The sequence below is a fragment of the Acaryochloris marina MBIC11017 genome (assembly GCF_000018105.1).
GTDB classification, from domain to species: domain Bacteria; phylum Cyanobacteriota; class Cyanobacteriia; order Thermosynechococcales; family Thermosynechococcaceae; genus Acaryochloris; species Acaryochloris marina.
The window spans coordinates 5,672,528-5,687,280 of record NC_009925.1 but is presented as its reverse complement, the minus strand read 5'-3'; the positions used below and the strand labels follow the sequence as shown (position 1 = coordinate 5,687,280).

Sequence of the window (14,753 nt, the reverse complement as noted above, 5' to 3'; positions counted from 1 at the left end):
ACCTCACTAACGCTTAACAACATTCATTTCAATATCGATTGAGCCTACGCTACACCTTGTAACCGTCCACAAAAACTTTTGTTTTTTAGGCAAAATTATTAAGTCAAATAAAGTTTGTTGTAGTTCAGACAAGATAAGAGACAAAATATAATCCTAGAAAACCATCTCTCAAGATATAGTTTTTTAGCGCCACAAATGAGTGCAGGATTCTAAAATTCTTCTCAAATTTCCACTCAATATCATTGAAATTGAAACACCGCTATTATTCCTTCACTCCAAGACGCAAACAGACCTCAGTGGGTTTCACACTAACTGAAACGATTGCCCTAGTCGTCATTTTTGGTATCTTCGCGACCCTATCTACTCCCAGCTTTTTGGGTTGGCTCAATCAAAAAAAAGTGGATGATGCCCTCGCCAAAATAGAGGGGGCCATTAAGGAAACCCAAAGGGAAGCTATCAAACGAAGTCAGGATTGTACTATCTCTGTTCCCAAAGGAATCAACCAAAGCATTACCGGAAATTGCCTAGTTACAGGAAGTCGCAAAATTGAAGATGTAACCATCTTCTACAATCATTCCGCTCCACACGATATATCCTTCAACTTTAAAGGGCTATATACCCCTCCAGGGACTACACTATGGGTTTCTATTCCTAATAGTTCTGTTACACCCAAATGTCTCGCAATCTCCACAGGAATTGGCCTTATGCGTACCGGCAACTACGATTTGGGAATAGATAAATGTGTAAGACCCTAACTCCGCAAGTCAGACTTATCTTGCTTTTATCGAGAAATACTTTCCCTGTTCGAGGCCGTTCTAATGGTTTTACGCTACCAGAATTGTTAGTTGCATCACTAATTCTGAGCTTGGTGATTACCCTAGCGGGTTTGGGTTTGATTCAGATCTTGAGAGCCAACGAACGCAATACAGTTGAAGCAGAACGGCAGTCAGAACTGAATAGAGCTTTAGACTTTATCGTCGATGATATTAAAACTGCTACGTCGGTATCAGTTAGTGATATCCCTGCGAGGGCCAATTATCTGGGAGTGTTTAAGCTAACAAAAGTTGAAGGTGAAGGAGCTGCGAGGCAAGAATTTGAATTTGCCTATTATACGGCTCCGAAAAGCGCGAGTGCCATTTGGAGAGGACCAAGAACTGTTTATCGCCAGCAAATTGCGCCAGCACTTGCTGGACCTTCCACATATGCGTTGGTGGATGCAATTTCAAGTGTCAATCCAAACTGCACTGGCAGCGGGAACAGCCCTCCAACCAGCAAAGGCCTCAAAGTCTTTGTCCAAGATAATTCCTATGTCAAGCTCTGCTTAGTCGGCCAGCTCAACGATTCAAGAACTTTACTCCTAGAAACTCAGGCTTTCACCAGAGGATCCTAGGAAAACTCCGAACGGGATTTTCTGCTTATCGTCCTAAAAATCCTCAACTCTCCAACTAGCGAAATGGGGGAGAATACATCAATCCACCTTTACTCCACAGTTGGTTTTGGCCCCTGGGTAAATTCAGTTTAGTGTTTGGCCCCAAATTGCGATCGTAAATTTCGCCATAGTTGCCCACATGCTTGACGATTCTGGCAGCGAAGTCTGGGCTGAGGCCCAAACTTTTCCCCAATTCCTCTTCCGTGCCCAAAAAGCGCTTAACGACGGGATCCTCACTTTTAGCAAAAGACGCTAAATTATCTTGTTGAATTCCCAGCTCTTCCGCTTCAACCGTGGCATTGACCACCCAACGGACCACATCGGCCCATTCCACATCTCCATCTGCAACCGCAGGGGCTAGGGGTTCTTTGGATAGAACCTCATCTAGAATGGTATGGCTTTCAGGCTTGGGTAGAGCCGTTCGACGGGAGATCAGCTGCGATCGATCAGAGGTCACCCCGTCACAGCGGCCTTCCGCATAGGCAGCATAGGCAGAGTTAATATCTTCATAAACCACAAGCTTATAGTCCACCTTACGCTTCCGCATTTGATCCTTTAAATTCTTCTCGTTGGTGGTGCCAGTCTGAGTACAAACCGTCCGATTTTTGAAATCCTTGAGGGTCTTGATACCGCTATCTGCTTTGACCATTACCCCCTGACCGTCATAAAACACCACAGGTGCAAACGCCATCCGCACCGAACTGTCTCGATCAAGAGTCCAAGTTGTATTCCGGCTGAGAACATCCACCTCCCCAGTCTGAACTGCAGCAAATCGCTCTTTTGCATTTAAGGGACGATACTCCACCGCATCAGGATCATCAAATAACGCAGCTGCGATCGCACGACAGATATCCACATCTAATCCCGAATAGTTGCCTTTTTCATCCACAAAGCTAAAGCCCGGCAACTCGCCGCTGATACCACAGCGCACCTTCTTCTGAGCTAGCACCTGCTGCAACCGGCCTCCAGCAGCTTCAGAACTACTACAGCTCCCCAAGGTCAATGCGACCAGAAGAGCTGCACAAAGAGAAGAAAATTTTCTGATCATAAATTGATGTCGTGCGTACGTTCGATAGACTTTCCGTTCAGGACAACCATCCCTATAGGTCCCCCCTTAGCCTACAACCTTAAATCCCAGAAAATCTTAGAAATCGGGTTCGAGACTCAAGGGCTAAAGGGAAGCTATCGAACAAGTCTGAACAATACGCTCGGCTCTAGCGAGATCGGCGAGTCGCTGACACTACGTCGAGTAAAGGCTTGGCGCGATCATAGTAATGCCCTTGAGCATAATCAATACCCACATTTGCGATCGCATCCAGCACGACATCCGACTCCACATGCTCAGCAATCGTCTGCATGCCCATCACCTTGGCCACATTATGAATCGACTCAACAATGCCCCGAGAAATTTGATCTTGGGCAATATCCCGGACCAACAACCCATCGATTTTCACAAAATCGACGGGCAGATGTTTCAAATTCATAAAGGCAGACATATCACTACCAAAATTATCTAGCGCAATCTGGCATCCCATAGATTTGAGAAAACGGCTCAATTCCACTGTAGACGTCAAATGACTCAGAGCCACATTTTCAGTCACCTCAAAGCAGAATCGCTGCACATGACGATTGGAGTGAGAAAATTGTTTATCCAAAAACTCAAACAGTTCTCCATTGCGGCAGGTCGCGCTTGACAAGTGAATAAAGAACCGGGCATCCAGTTCATCCAAAGCAGGCATAGTTTCCAAATTAGCCAGCAAGTTGTTAATCACCCACCGATCAATTCGAGTCATAAAGTCATACTGTTCCACCATGGGTAAAAACAAACTGGGGGAACAAACAATACCAGGCTGATCCTGTAACCGCAATAAAATCTCATAACTGCAGGACTTTTGCCCCCGGCTCAGGGGGTAAATGGGCTGAGCATAAAGCTTAAATTGGTCCTTATCTAAAGCCTTTAATAGTCGACTCACCCAATGCAGGGTCTGGTTTGAGTGGAGGTCTGGGTCTGCACACCCCGTATGATGAATCTGGACTCGATCTTTCCCTTGTTCTCGCGCAAAATGGAGGGCTTGATGCACCGCTTCAATCAGCAAAGACGGCGCAACTTTTGCCCGTGGAATTTGACAAGCCACCCCTAAACTCAGGGTGATCGGGGAATTCGTTACCCCTAAACTTTCAGGGGGGAACGGCACCGACCTGACCCCCGTGCGAATCGCTTCTGCAAGATAAGTGGCACCGGCCAAATCGGTATTGGGCAACAGAATCATAAAGGTTCGCCCACTATAACGAGCCACGCAATCAGCAGGGCGTCTGGCAACTTTTACGATCTCTTCAGCAACCCGCTGCAAACAGTAATCGCAGACTTCAGCCCCATATTTCTCTTGGTAGGCTTGTAGATTATCAATTTCACACAAGACTAAGGATAAATGGGAGCCTTCTCGCGTCAAGCGATTCCATTCCGACAGGTACACTTCATCAAACCGACAGCGGTTAAAGACGCGGGTAACCTTGTCCACCTCCGCTAATCGTTCTAGCTCCTGTTGAGCAATTTTGAGCTGCCGGGTGAGGGCATCAAGGGTGAGATCTCGATATCCAATTTCAACAGATTGATGCTGCTGTTTTAGGGCATATTGAATCGAACGGCAAAGGGAAGTGCTATCAAACTGCCCTTTCACTAGAAAATCCAATGCTCCTTTTTGGAGAGCCTCTTCCACCAAAGATTGATCGGTATTGCCGCTTAAAATAATTAAAGGCTTGGCAGGAAAAGCTTGGTGGACTTGATAAAACGTCTCTAATCCTTGAGCATCTGATAAACATAAATCCAACAGGATTAAGTCAATTCCCTCTCTGTGATTGAGAAGATTAATGCCATCAGACAAGGTCTTGCTGTGCTCAATCTGAATCGGGAAAGCCTGCTTGACTGTCAAGTATCTGCGTACAAGCTCCGCATCTTGATCATCATCCTCTATCATCAAGATTTGCGCACTAGCCTGCATACCAACCCCCCGATGTTGCCATCACATTTCACAACTGAATATCAATCGACAAGCCAATCCAAACAAGATAACCCTGTGGTCGATCTAAAAATTTCAAATAAACCTTAGCTAAAATTTTGTCTTTTTGCCTCAGTACCTCTAGATTTTTCCCAATAACCAGCTCATACTCTAGTTTATTAAGAAATTGTTACGCTTAATAGTAAATTGTGAGGCCGGATTTTGAAGAGAATTCAGCGTTATACCTCCTTGATTAGGTGGAATCCCAACTCAACCAAATTTCTCTTCAAAAGGGCTACATCCAAGGTCCGTTTGAATCCACCCAATCATATTGCCCCTTTTGCAGCTCTAAACTAAAACTCCCAAATTTATTCATGATAAAAAGGGAATTTTATGGGACTACACAGTCCTGTAGGCAAGCTCGGATAACATCTTCAGCCCCTCCTTGAATAAGGCCGATCGGAACATTCAATTCATCAGATAACTCCGCGACAGTCATATCATCCAGGAATTGAGTGGTTCCATACTTCAGCATTAAGGTCGGCAAGAGTAATCCATCCCCTAAAGGTTGATGGCGTAAACCCGATAAAATATCTTGTCCGGTTAGAAGTCCCGTCACGGTCATCGTTTGCCCCCAATAATCACTTCGAAGTGGGGCCAGAGTGATCGTCAGGCCTTTGACTTGATTTAAACGCTGCACAATGGGTTGAAAAGCGTTTTCCACCGTATTTCCCACGATCCAAGTCAAGCGCTTCGCAACAGGAATTTGGGAGGGCAAAGCGTTAGCCGCTCGATCAAACTGTGACAGAAATTGCCGAATTGACCCCACACCATTATCAATTTGCGGATAGTCTTCGTAGTGGTTCTCAGGCGGCAGATCTTGTCCAGCAATTAAAAACCACTCGTCCGCTAACCAAGCAAATGTTGTCCCAAACTGATTTTGAAACTGGGTCTGAAGCTGCTGAACTTGCTGAATCACGGCGATGGCATCCGTCGATTCGGCTGGATTCAGTTCATCCTCTGGCGGGCGAAATCGGGTTAATCCCACGGGGACAACCGCAACAGACGCCACTGCAGGCACCTCCGACTGGTGAAATTGAGCCAGATCCAGAATGGTTTGCTGCAGAATCTCCCCATCATTGATGCCAGGGCAAACCACAACCTGGGCATGAATCTGGAGTCGTCGCTGCTGAAACCACTGTAATTGGTCCAGAATTTGGCCAGCTCGAAGATTTTTCAGCAGCCGTATGCGCACGTCTGGATGGGTCGCATGGACAGACACGTAGAGAGGAGATAAACGCATCGCCTCAATACGGTCCCATTCATGGGGGGGGATATTGGTTAGGGTTAAATAACTGCCATACAAAAAGCTGAGGCGATAATCGTCGTCCTTGAGATAAAGGCTGGATCGCAGCCCTGGCGGCTTTTGATCGATAAAACAAAAGGGACAGTGATTATTACACTGAATCAGTCCATCAAACAGGGCCGTCTCAAACTCCAGTCCCAGTTCAGAATCAAAATCTTTTTCGATTTCCACCTGATGGGGTCGGCCTGCCGCATCCAAGACCTCAAGGGTCAGAACCTCATCTGCACAGAGAAACCGATAGTCAATCAGATCTCGGGGCACTTCGCCATTGATCGATACCAAACGATCGCCCGGCTCAAATCCGACTTCTGCTGCAATCGAATCGGGGACCACCCCTGAAATTAAAGCTGGCTGAATCGAAGACTTACTCATTCACGGATTGATGGGGCTTAATCGCCAAACGCTCAGTCGATCTTAGCGCCTAACACGCTAGCTAGCAGGGCCTGCTGGGTGTGTAAGCGATTCTCGGCCTGATCCCACACGCGGGACTGTGCCCCTTCCATCACGTCTGCTGTAATTTCTTCTCCGCGATGGGCAGGCAAGCAATGGAGGACAATGGCATTAGGATCCGCTTTCGTCAAAAGGGATTCGTTCACTTGATAGGGCTGAAAGATAGGAATCCGATTACTGGCCAACTCTTCTTGGCCCATACTGGCCCAGACATCGGTATAGAGGGCATGAGCCCCATCGACGGCTTTTTGGGGATCGGTGGTGATCAGTACAGAACTGCGATCGCCCGCCAGTATCTTGGCTTTCTCAACAAAATCAGGGAGAGGCTGATAGTCCAGGGGAGTCGCGACTCGAATATTTACTCCGACTAGGGCACACCCCAACAGCAAGGAATGGGCGACATTGTTGCCATCCCCTAAATAGGTAAGAGTCAAGCCTTCTAGCTGTCCAAAGGCTTCTCGTAGGGTCAACAAATCCGCAAAGATCTGACAGGGATGTTCTAAATCTGTCAGGGCATTAATCACAGGTATTGAAGCGTATTGAGCAAAGATGTTTAAATCCTGCTGTTCATAGGTGCGAATCGCCAAAACATCTAAGTATCGATCTAAGACCCTAGCCGTATCTTCTAACGGCTCTCCTCGACCCACCTGGGTGGCATCCGGCCTCAAATCAATCACCTGTCCTCCTAAACGGTACATGCCCACGGAGAAACTAACCCTTGTGCGGGTAGAAGCCTTGGTAAATAGCAACCCCAGGACCTTGGGACAATGGGGCTTGACCTGTCCCACCTTGATTTGAGCCGCCAGTTCCAACAAACCATCAATTTCTGGGCTTGTTAAGTCTGCTAAACTTAGCAGATCTCTTCCTTTTAGACTTGCAGTATCAGTAGACATAGACTCTAGATCAGGCTTGGGGAACTACAACAGCTAAGGCACCAAAATAGTGGAAAGATCCAGAATACCTTATTCAAGTCAGCCCTGTCTTTCCAGCTATTCCCTTGGCGTCTCCTCAACCGGAACAGGAGCAACCTCTGGTGGCGGTGAAGGTTCAGGCTGTGCAGTCTGCTCGGGGACGGGGGCAGGTTTAGGGGGCGCTGGCGAAGACCCCGGCGAAGAAAGTTGAGCCCCGGATGACTGGGGCTGGGGAGGCGGAGCCTTGGGGGAAGGCTTGACTTTTGGAGAAGACTGGGCGGGAGGCTTTTCTTGGGAAACGGGGGGCTTGGGCTTAGTGGGGGTTTCTTTCGGGGTATAGCGCGGCTGATCCAGACGTTTCAACAGTTTCTTGATGGTCTCAAGTGAAGTCTTATTTTTTCCCGTCCGCTGCTGGGCCCAAACCAGGGCTGTCTTCGGATCATCCTGTACATGACGGATAAGGGTACCCCATGCGATCGCATCTTGATTCTTGGGATTGACCTTTAATGAAGCTTCTATTCGTGCAAATAAGCGCCCTGGATCGGTAGCCAGCATGGCCCTCACTTCTACTGGATCCGTTTGGGGGGCTTGAAAGAGCTTCAGGGCCGCACTCCATTCTCCATTCACCAGCCGAGCCACAATCGTTTGCACTCGACTCGCCGAAATTTGCTGGGCTTGAGACTTGGCTACAGCCGCATGGAGATTGATATAGTCCAATTGGGCTTGAGCCTTAGGCGACCACCGACGCAACTGCCTTTTTTTGACCGCCAACAACCGCTTTTGAGCTGGAGACCATAAACCACTTCGAGCCAGCAACAAGCTTTGGGTATAGCCTGGATCGGCGAAGGCGGGCTTGGCTAGGGAGATATGTTCTACCTGCAAGTCACCTGTTGGCGCAGGACGCAGCCAATAGACTGCATATTGTGGCTCTAGACCCACTGTTTGTTTGACGACCAATTCTGGCTGCGGATCCCCCGTCACTTGACGCCATTGAGGATATTCCCCCGAGGGGCTAGCCCAATTCAACATCAAGACCAACCGAGCTTCATCAGGATGGAAATATAAAACTTGGCCATAGGTAGCCGTTGCACTCCCTTCTGTCCTCAGCCCTGTTAACCGTAACCAAGCCCCTGGCTTAGGGGCAGGATTATAAACTTCGACCCGAGATAAATTTAAAGGCCGGGTGGACCCTGTCACCAAACGTGGATTACGGGCTAAGCTCACTAGCTGTTCTTCCGTGGGACCACGCACCGTCATCCGATCCAACAAACGATAATAGCGTTTGCCCTGGAACAGTCTCAGGAGAGAGGGCAGTTTTAATGAACGGTATACCTGCAAAGATTGGATGTTCTGGCAAGGAGGCCGAGAACACTTCTTGCCATAGATAGGGACCAAAATATCTTTAGTGACGGGTCGGGAAAGATTGGTATTGCCATTCGCCGCTAACACAATTGGCTTTCCGGGCGACTGTTTCTGATCCTGGAGACGCTTCAAAATTTGCTGCAAGGTACGGGGTTGATGGGCAGCGGTTTGTTTCCCTTTTGTGGTTGGCAAATACTGATTCAACCAAAACGCCACATCTGGATCCGTAATGACTTGGTAACTTAACCAAGCCAAGCCCACTACTGTGGTAGCGATACCCACCAACAGCAGCAAATTCAGACTAGACCGGAGTTTAAGTAGCGGTCGAGAGGTTTGAGAATGAGCAGATTGTGTATGAGTACGCGGAGTTGCAGGCACGTAAACGACTTTGCCGTTCCGCACCTGGCGAGAAAATTTTTGATTAGTGCTCACTTCAGACGTTAAAAACTATATCCAGACTCTTCAAGACGATGACGGAAGTTCGTCAGAATATCCATCAGATCTTGTTGACCTACAGCAGGCACTAGATCAATCAATGGTAATTTCCGTTTACCACCCCCCAGGGGCACAGAAACATCTGACAACACTTGCAGGATCTGAGGTTCCTCCAATAATCCGTTTTCTAAAAGGTTACAAAATTGCTCTGCCAAAGACTGATGCAGATGGGCATCACTCAAAAAGAGGTGCCATTTGGCCACATCAATGTAGATTTTTTCGCCAATATCTGCGGCGAGGGATTCTACGTCTACAGTTGCAATTTGGTCTGCCATAGCTTAGGGTACCCCCAGTTTTAGGGGTGGATAGCGTGAACTTTTGAATTCACTTGATTATCTTTTCTAGGATAGCCCCTGGTTTTAAAGACCCTCTGTTTCTTTATGAATAGGAAGCAACTTGCAAAAACTATCGCCGCTCAAAGGGTTTGAGTTTCTGATCTAACAATTGCTGAATGCGATCGGCTTTATTTTGCAGTGAGTCGACCTGCCCCCCTAAGAGCTGCTTTGATTTCAGATGATCTTGCTGGGCTTGAGCGTTATTCCCCATGAGCTGATGGGCAAGCCCTCGATTGAAATAAGCTTCGGCATAGTCAGGGTTAAGAGCAATGGCTTGGTCGTACTGAGCGATCGCATCTTCGTATTGCTGCAATTCGTAGTAGGCATTGCCGCGACTGTTGTAGGCAAAGGCGTTCTGGGGATTGAGATCAATGGATTGGTTTAGATCTGCGATCGCACCCTGGTAGTTTCCCCGCTGGAATTTATCGGTCCCCTGCACATAAAGATCATCCGGGGTCAATTCAGCGCCACCTGTTGCCACTGTTCCAGAGAATCCCAAAGCCGGATGAACCGTGCCCACCGAACTTAAAAAAGTATTGATGGGAATGCCCAAATTAAAGCCGGTCTTCACATACACCGTTTCCGTTCGTTTAACTTGCCTTTCCCCGTCTGCCCGACCATGAATCCCAATCAGTTGGCCTTGGCGATCTAAAACAGATCCACCACTCATCCCCGGCAAGGTGTTATTGCTATAAACCAATCCATAGCCATCGGCCAAAGGGCGCTTGGCATTCGCCGTCACTTTCCCCTCAGAAAAATTCCAAATGGGCTCAGTGATAGCAGCTGTGGGCATGGGGAATCCAGAGACATAAATGGACTCTCCGGCTCGTACATTCGACGAGTCACCCAGTTTTGCCACCTGATAGGATTTTGAACTGGTAAATTCAACCAATGCCAAATCAATCCCAGGAAATTTTTTAACCTTGCTATAGGTCAATGGATATCGTAAGTCGTCAGCTGTCACCACATCATATTCATCCGCTGTAGCTACCACATGGGCCGCAGTCAGCACTGTATAAACGTCATTCTGGCGCTTGATAATCACTCCCGAACCAGAATTTTGACCATCGATCCGGACGGTGATGGCTTCTGCGATCTCACTCACTTCCGCTGAACTCAATGCCTGGGCACTCTGAAAGGGAGCAGCAATCATTGCAGTGACAATAATCGGAGCGAGTGGATGGATAAATTTCATGGATGACAATTCTGGAAAAACTAGAAACTTATCCTATTCCCTAGCACATTTGTATTAAGGATCACACCTTTTTATTAAGTTAAGAGTAATCCTTTCAGACAATACGATTTGGCCAATCGATGTTTAATGTGGAGTCCTCTGAAAACTTCCACTTTGGTTTCAACTGAAAATCTATCCTGAAGTAGAAACTGCATGAACTTGAATATCCACATTTAACTTCTTACGCAGTGCACTAAAAATTGCGTTCAGACTATCCATCGTTGGATTCCCTTTCGCAGATAGCATTCGATGAAGACTCTTACTGGGCTTATTCGCTTCAACAGCGAGTTGTTCAAAGCCAACCGTTGCATTGACTAAATCCCTCAATATTAATCGGGCTGTTTCCGGCTCACCATTAAGCATGAGGTATGCAGCTTCATCCAATAAAGCAGTTGCAAACTCAGGATCCGACTGCACTCGGGAGTGGATGGTCTCTTTGAAATCTCTCGTCAATGCCATGATGTTTACTTCTTTTTACGCTTTCGCCGTTGTTTCTTCTTTTGAGAATCTATATTCGCTTGCTTCTTCCGATTTTTATATTCTTGAGAAACTCCTTAGCCTTGGTGATATCCGACTGTTGATCCTTCTTCGTTCCTCCCCCCAATAAAACAATCAATTCCTTGCCATCTTGGATCAGGTAGATACGGTATCCTGGCCCCCAGTTGATCCGGTATTCACTAGACCTCTTGCAATATTCATTTCACAATGTGGTGTTGCTGTTTGCCATCCCTTGAGCTGCAATAGATAGCTCTTAACCATGAAGTCAAGAACTCCTTTGTCATAATGAAGCCGAACGGCTCGATGTTCGCCAAAAGCATCCAGTAATTCCTCATAAGTCTCCCAAGAACCGTTACGCAGCGTAAGGTGCTGTTCAATGGGACTAGTCTGGGTAGTTTCTGTTACAGATAGCTGAGTTTTCATCGTCTCTAGGCTCCTGATAGCTCATTGCCTCCAGCAAGGACGTTGAAATGGTTGAGTCGCAGATATGCTTCAGAACATGGGGGGATTAACGGTCTAGCCGTGCATGAACCTGAGTCCTTATACAATGAGGCCAGTTGCTGAACCAGTACTGAATGACCCCCAATCCTCGACAACTGGCTTATCGGGGCCTCAAAGCAGTCCATCGAGGAGCCTATGCAGACGTTGCCCTTAGTCGGGTGATGCCAAAAACGATAGCCGATGCCGATCGCCGCCTATTAACTGAGCTACTTTACGGCAGTGTTCGTCGCCAAAGGACTCTGGATGCGCTGATTGACCAATTTGCCAAAAAGCCTGCCCATCAGCAGCCGCCTGATTTACGCACCTTATTGCATTTGGGACTTTATCAACTGCGCTTCCTAGACCATATTCCTGATGCTGCCGCTATTTTCACCACCGTGGAGCTAGCGAAACAGAATCAACTGTCGGGTTTGTCGGGGTTCGTCAACGGATTGCTTCGGCAATATGCACGGGCAGCCGCCAACTTGAATGACCCCCTAGAGTTACCCCCTGATCCGATTCAGCACCTAGGGATTCTGTATAGTTATCCAGATTGGATTGTTCAAGTCTGGCATGATCAACTTGGCTCGGAAGAGACGGAAAAACTATGTGATTACTGCAACCAGCCTCCCCATATCGATTTACGAATTAATTCCTTAAAGACGGATCGGGAGTCGGTGCGATCGCAACTTGCATCAGCAGGAGTCACCACAACGCCCCTCCCCCATTTACCCCAAGCCCTCAGAATCGAAGGTAAATCCGGTCCCATTCCCCAGTTGCCTGGTTTTCAGGAGGGATTGTGGACTGTGCAAGAGGCGAGCGCCCAGCTTGTCGGACATTTGCTGAATCCTCAACCCGGAGCCATTGCCCTGGATGTCTGTGCCGCACCGGGCGGGAAAACCACTCATATAGCGGAGCTAATGGAGAATCAGGGGGAGGTTTGGGCGTGCGATCGCACCCCGTCTCGCTTACGCAAGTTGAATCAAAACACCCAACGTTTAGGGATCGATACCGTCACCATCTGGACTGGGGATAGTCGGCAACTCTCCAACCATATTCCTCTGGCTGACTATGTATTGGTAGACGCCCCCTGTTCTGGCTTAGGGACCTTACATCGTCACGCCGATGCCCGTTGGCAGCAAACTCCAGACAATATTCAAGACTTATCAACCCTTCAGCTCGATCTACTCCTGAATAGTGCCCGTAGAGTAAAACCTGGGGGGATACTCCTCTATTCCACCTGCACGCTCCATCCTCTAGAGAATGAGAATATTATTGACCAATTTCTGGCACAGATGCCTCAATGGCAAACCCAACAGCCTATAGCAGAATGGGTGCCCACTTCAGGCCCACAAAGCAGCGTCAAGATATTGCCTCATCAGCAAAACATGGATGGATTTTTCATGGCTATTTTGCGCCAGGGATAGGGCCAGTGAACCTATGAACGATACCCAGTTTGATAATAATTATTAGTACTTCATAAAACTAGGTTTTACGTTTAGGTCTCGAAATCTGATTTTGTGTATAATCTGCCACATAAGCCACTTTTGCCCCTTTTTCGAGCCTCTATCTCATGCTGAGAAAGCTCATCTTATTCGCTTCACTACTGAGTATTACCGCATGTCAAGGTAGTACTCAATCCACACCTAAAGGTGTGATTCAAAGAATTTTTGATTCAGCGAAAACGAAAGACCTAAGCCAATTGAGTCGTTTGTGTGCCCCCCAGGCAGAAACCACGGCTAACATTATCTGCGAAATTTCTGAAGCTCAGCCTGACCAAAAAGAAAAGTTTGTTGATCGCTTCTTGACTGCACAAATAAGAGGAAGTACAGAATTTAGCGGTTATACAGCAACTGTAAAAGCCGTAATGAGTCCTAACCAACAAAACTCCCTTAAATTCGAACTCATTCAGGAAAATGGCAATTGGTATTTGCAGCGTTTCCAAGAGTAGTATTGAGCCTTGTTGGACGGATTAAGTTTGAGTTCTGCCCGGAATATTAGTGGAACCAGATTTGAAACTGATGGGCTGGAGATCGATGACGTATGAGGGATGGTGGCTATGCAGCGTCTAGGTTCGCTATTGGGAGTTTTACTGATAACGGCCTGTGCAGATCATGGGGTGCACTCAACCCCTGAAAGGGTTGTTCAAAAAGTTTTTGATGTTGCAACCTCCAAAAACTATGAAGAATTAAGAGGGTTATGTGCTCCAGAGGCCGACCAAGGAATCCAAAAAATATGCGATCTAGCGGATGCAGAAAAGGAAGCACAGGAGCGCTTTTCAGCAGATATTTCTAAAGGAAGCTTGGCTCAGTCGCAAATCAATGGCGACAAAGCAACGGTGAGTCTTAACAACGAAGACGGCAAAGAGGATGGGAAAGTTTTTCTCGTTAGGAAAGAGGGGCGTTGGTATTTGGTTAGTGGTGAATAGACTGGTAATACCAACAAATGTCACCTTCTAATTGGATGTTGCACCACGGATGAAGACAGCACTCCATTGGCCGGGATAGAAAATTTTGTGTTGCGATGATAACTAGGGCTGAGACATCAGCTTTGCCCTAGTTACCGTCCTAAAATTTGCTTACTCGTCCGGTTCTATAGTGCTCGTTAAACCATGCATTTTAAGCGTTTCACAGTAGAACTCCGCATGTTCAAAAGCGCAGGTAATCACGAGGGCAATGCCATTGGTATGAGCTTCCATCATCACGCTGACCGCTTGGGGCTGGGTTAAATTGGGGACGGTTTGTATAAGCACTTGGACGACATGTTCCATCGAGTTGAAATCGTCGTTATGGAGCAAAACACGGTACTTTGGTGCCAGTTTTCGGCTTGTAGAGCGTTTTTCAAGTGTTTCAACAGACATTGTCGTTTAGCTCAAGTAGGGATTGAATAACAACAGCAGAATTTTAAAACATCTGCAGGAATTCTGCAGTGTTCGCTTGAATCTGCATGGTATTCGACAAGGTATTGATTTACAACTTTATTTTAACTTTGAAACCTATTAGGAGTAACCCCTACCTTGTCATCAATTCAAAAGGTTTTCCATATTTTTTCTTTCGGATAGTCTTGACGGTTGAGGGTGTACCTCCCTAGCGTTAGCCTGAATTCATCTATAGCAGGATGATTCTATGGGTTCAAGTTAGAGCAGGAGTGCAAAGAGGCAAGTTATAATTTTTGCGAAGCCATCGTAATGTAACTAT

General features: G+C 47.1%; 15 protein-coding genes. 5 read left to right on the top strand and 10 right to left on the bottom strand.

Annotated features, from left to right (window positions below; translation table 11 throughout):
• Positions 1 to 296 precede the first annotated feature (296 nt).
• Together AM1_RS25450 and AM1_RS25445 are read left to right on the top strand one after the other, a co-directional pair.
• Positions 297 to 755 carry a pilus assembly FimT family protein gene (locus AM1_RS25450; protein ID WP_148215971.1) on the top strand — a complete coding sequence of 153 codons (459 nt, stop codon included), beginning with the start codon at positions 297 to 299 and terminating at the stop codon, positions 753 to 755.
• Positions 740 to 1,390: a PulJ/GspJ family protein gene (locus tag AM1_RS25445; protein WP_012165795.1), complete on the top strand. Its 651-nt coding sequence runs from the start codon at positions 740 to 742 to the stop codon at positions 1,388 to 1,390. Before AM1_RS25450 ends, AM1_RS25445 begins: the two co-directional genes overlap by 16 nt.
• Positions 1,391 to 1,445: 55 nt before the next feature.
• Here AM1_RS25445 and AM1_RS25440 read toward each other — a convergent pair whose 3' ends face one another.
• From AM1_RS25440 to AM1_RS44295, 9 genes are all read right to left on the bottom strand, one after another.
• Positions 1,446 to 2,477, bottom strand: a complete 1,032-nt coding sequence (locus tag AM1_RS25440; protein ID WP_012165794.1) for an amino acid ABC transporter substrate-binding protein — start codon at positions 2,475 to 2,477, stop codon at positions 1,446 to 1,448.
• Positions 2,478 to 2,643: 166 nt separating this feature from the next.
• Entirely contained in the window at positions 2,644 to 4,428 is a 1,785-nt protein-coding gene (locus AM1_RS25435; protein ID WP_041660510.1) for an EAL domain-containing response regulator, read from the bottom strand.
• Between the two features lie 388 nt (positions 4,429 to 4,816).
• The gene (locus AM1_RS25430; RefSeq protein ID WP_012165791.1) at positions 4,817 to 6,163 is read right to left on the bottom strand and encodes a TIGR03279 family radical SAM protein; all 1,347 of its coding nucleotides are present in this window, start codon (positions 6,161 to 6,163) and stop codon (positions 4,817 to 4,819) included.
• Between the two features lie 32 nt (positions 6,164 to 6,195).
• The gene (gene argF, locus AM1_RS25425; RefSeq protein WP_012165790.1) at positions 6,196 to 7,134 is read right to left on the bottom strand and encodes an ornithine carbamoyltransferase; all 939 of its coding nucleotides are present in this window, start codon (positions 7,132 to 7,134) and stop codon (positions 6,196 to 6,198) included.
• A 96-nt stretch (positions 7,135 to 7,230) separates the two neighbouring features.
• A complete protein-coding gene (locus AM1_RS25420; protein ID WP_049783783.1) occupies positions 7,231 to 8,946 on the bottom strand; it encodes a hypothetical protein in 1,716 nt (571 codons plus the stop codon).
• An 8-nt stretch (positions 8,947 to 8,954) separates the two neighbouring features.
• Entirely contained in the window at positions 8,955 to 9,284 is a 330-nt protein-coding gene (locus AM1_RS25415; RefSeq protein WP_012165788.1) for a DUF3181 family protein, read from the bottom strand.
• A gap of 130 nt (positions 9,285 to 9,414) precedes the next feature.
• On the bottom strand, positions 9,415 to 10,539 hold the full coding sequence (locus AM1_RS25410; protein ID WP_012165787.1) for a trypsin-like peptidase domain-containing protein: 1,125 nt from the start codon (positions 10,537 to 10,539) through the stop codon (positions 9,415 to 9,417).
• 171 nt (positions 10,540 to 10,710) lie between these two features.
• On the bottom strand, positions 10,711 to 11,037 hold the full coding sequence (locus AM1_RS25405; RefSeq protein ID WP_041660508.1) for a helix-turn-helix domain-containing transcriptional regulator: 327 nt from the start codon (positions 11,035 to 11,037) through the stop codon (positions 10,711 to 10,713).
• A 174-nt stretch (positions 11,038 to 11,211) separates the two neighbouring features.
• Positions 11,212 to 11,499, bottom strand: coding sequence for a hypothetical protein (locus AM1_RS44295; RefSeq protein ID WP_012165784.1), 288 nt, complete (start codon positions 11,497 to 11,499; stop codon positions 11,212 to 11,214).
• 152 nt (positions 11,500 to 11,651) lie between these two features.
• On the opposite strand from AM1_RS44295, the gene AM1_RS25395 reads away from it, so the two are divergent.
• The 3 genes from AM1_RS25395 (at position 11,652) to AM1_RS25385 (ending at position 13,984) form a co-directional block, all read left to right on the top strand.
• Positions 11,652 to 12,983 (top strand): 16S rRNA (cytosine(967)-C(5))-methyltransferase, encoded by a 1,332-nt coding sequence (locus tag AM1_RS25395; protein WP_012165783.1) that lies wholly within the window; start codon positions 11,652 to 11,654, stop codon positions 12,981 to 12,983.
• A 146-nt stretch (positions 12,984 to 13,129) separates the two neighbouring features.
• Positions 13,130 to 13,507 (top strand): hypothetical protein, encoded by a 378-nt coding sequence (locus AM1_RS25390; protein WP_063710537.1) that lies wholly within the window; start codon positions 13,130 to 13,132, stop codon positions 13,505 to 13,507.
• A 108-nt stretch (positions 13,508 to 13,615) separates the two neighbouring features.
• The gene (locus AM1_RS25385; protein ID WP_148215826.1) at positions 13,616 to 13,984 is read left to right on the top strand and encodes a DUF4878 domain-containing protein; all 369 of its coding nucleotides are present in this window, start codon (positions 13,616 to 13,618) and stop codon (positions 13,982 to 13,984) included.
• Between the two features lie 150 nt (positions 13,985 to 14,134).
• Here AM1_RS25385 and clpS read toward each other — a convergent pair whose 3' ends face one another.
• Positions 14,135 to 14,416, bottom strand: a complete 282-nt coding sequence (gene clpS, locus AM1_RS25380) for an ATP-dependent Clp protease adapter ClpS (RefSeq protein WP_012165780.1) — start codon at positions 14,414 to 14,416, stop codon at positions 14,135 to 14,137.
• Between the last annotated feature and the right edge of the window lie 337 nt (positions 14,417 to 14,753).

Excerpts from the sequence above, each read along its gene's own strand:
- AM1_RS25445 (WP_012165795.1), top strand. The coding sequence starts at position 740 with ATGTGTAAGACCCTAACTCCGCAAGTCAGACTTATCTTGCTTTTATCG.
- AM1_RS25440 (WP_012165794.1), bottom strand. The coding sequence starts at position 2,477 with ATGATCAGAAAATTTTCTTCTCTTTGTGCAGCTCTTCTGGTCGCATTG.
- AM1_RS25435 (WP_041660510.1), bottom strand. The coding sequence starts at position 4,428 with ATGCAGGCTAGTGCGCAAATCTTGATGATAGAGGATGATGATCAAGAT.
- AM1_RS25430 (WP_012165791.1), bottom strand. The coding sequence starts at position 6,163 with ATGAGTAAGTCTTCGATTCAGCCAGCTTTAATTTCAGGGGTGGTCCCC.
- argF (WP_012165790.1), bottom strand. The coding sequence starts at position 7,134 with ATGTCTACTGATACTGCAAGTCTAAAAGGAAGAGATCTGCTAAGTTTA.
- AM1_RS25415 (WP_012165788.1), bottom strand. The coding sequence starts at position 9,284 with ATGGCAGACCAAATTGCAACTGTAGACGTAGAATCCCTCGCCGCAGAT.
- AM1_RS25410 (WP_012165787.1), bottom strand. The coding sequence starts at position 10,539 with ATGAAATTTATCCATCCACTCGCTCCGATTATTGTCACTGCAATGATT.
- AM1_RS25405 (WP_041660508.1), bottom strand. The coding sequence starts at position 11,037 with ATGGCATTGACGAGAGATTTCAAAGAGACCATCCACTCCCGAGTGCAG.
- AM1_RS44295 (WP_012165784.1), bottom strand. The coding sequence starts at position 11,499 with ATGAAAACTCAGCTATCTGTAACAGAAACTACCCAGACTAGTCCCATT.
- AM1_RS25395 (WP_012165783.1), top strand. The coding sequence starts at position 11,652 with ATGACCCCCAATCCTCGACAACTGGCTTATCGGGGCCTCAAAGCAGTC.
- AM1_RS25390 (WP_063710537.1), top strand. The coding sequence starts at position 13,130 with ATGCTGAGAAAGCTCATCTTATTCGCTTCACTACTGAGTATTACCGCA.
- AM1_RS25385 (WP_148215826.1), top strand. The coding sequence starts at position 13,616 with ATGCAGCGTCTAGGTTCGCTATTGGGAGTTTTACTGATAACGGCCTGT.
- clpS (WP_012165780.1), bottom strand. The coding sequence starts at position 14,416 with ATGTCTGTTGAAACACTTGAAAAACGCTCTACAAGCCGAAAACTGGCA.